The following is a 1,234-nucleotide window of genomic DNA, read 5'->3' as shown; positions in this document are numbered from 1 at the left end:
CAGGCCCTCGGCCTGCCCTTAACGCCTGGCCTAGGGAGTAGGGGCCCCGAATACAAGGGTGGGGCCTCAAATTATTTTTGGCCACGCTTTTCGGTCAAAAATAATTTGGGGTGCCCTTGTATTTGGGGGGACGACCGATACAATTTCGGGGCCACCCACCACCCACGGACGCGACGAAGCATGGGAAGGTTCCCCTGTGCCGGTGTGCGCTAGACGCAGGCGCCCGACCGGCCGAGACTGTGCCTCCTGCAGTGGCACGGTGGGGCTCGTGGCCTGCAGGTATGCTGCTGGCAGCGCTCCGTGGGCTTGTTTGGGCCTTGTGGCGGAGCGTCAGCGGGCCGCCGCGAGTTTTGCGGCTTGCCACTTCGGTGGCGTGGCCCTTCGGGGCTGCTGCGGCGGTACCGCGCCCTTCTCCTCGCTCGCCGGCTGTCGCCGTAGACACGCTCGACGCTGTCGGTCGTCCTGTCAGCGGCGTAAGCGCTGCCTCGTCGGCGCGGCCCGGTGGCGCCCGTGTCGCGGGTAGGCTGAGCGGTAGAACCGCAGCCCTCCCCCGCGCGGGAGGTGCGTCATGGTTGAACGTCAAACAGCAGGTTCCGGGCGGAAGCGCCGGTCGTCGGCGACGCTGGCGCGCCTGGAGGCGGCGCGGCGGCGCCGCTCGGAGCAGTTGGAGCGCGAGCGTGAGAACGAGCGACGGGTTGATGCAGCGCTGGGGCCGTTCGCGGAAGCGGTGACGGCGATCGAGGCCGTAGAGCGCCGGCGTGAGGATCGGATCGCCGCGCTGAGCGCGCAGCTGGATCGGAAGCTGGCCGAGCTGGACAGGCAGCGCGCGGCGAGGGCTGCGGAGTTCGAGCGAGCAGCCGAGCAGGTCCGCGCGGACGCAGAGATGGAGATCGGCGAGTGGCGCGCGGTGATGGCGACTTCGGTCGCTGAGATCCGCGCGGCGGATGTCGGGGCAGGGGAGACAGCGGTGTTGCTGGGGATCTCGGCGAAGGCGGTGACCGCGTTGTCGCGCGGCGCCGCGGCGTCGGAAGCCGGCAAGCAGCGGAGTGACGGCGCGACTGCGGATGCAGGCCCAATGGACGCCTCGCCGATTGGGAATCCGGCAGCTGGGAAGCCGGTGGACGAGCAGGATGTGTCGTCGGAGACGAGACCATATTCGGAGGTGGATGTTCCGGCGGACTGATCGGCTGGGCAGGCCGGGCACGAGAAGAGGGGCGGTGGCACCGTCAGGTGC

Annotated in this window: 1 protein-coding gene; it reads left to right on the top strand. The window is 69.4% G+C overall.

Annotation, left to right across the window (positions count from 1 at the left end; genetic code table 11):
* Positions 1–568 precede the first annotated feature (568 nt).
* The gene (locus tag ACWEVN_RS47965; RefSeq protein WP_452055728.1) at positions 569–1,183 is read left to right on the top strand and encodes a hypothetical protein; all 615 of its coding nucleotides are present in this window, start codon (positions 569–571) and stop codon (positions 1,181–1,183) included.
* Positions 1,184–1,234: the final 51 nt, after the last annotated feature.

Source organism: Amycolatopsis sp. NPDC003861, assembly GCF_053605405.1.
The sequence above is the reverse complement of the archived record's forward strand: the minus strand, read 5'-3'. Positions and strand labels throughout refer to the sequence as shown.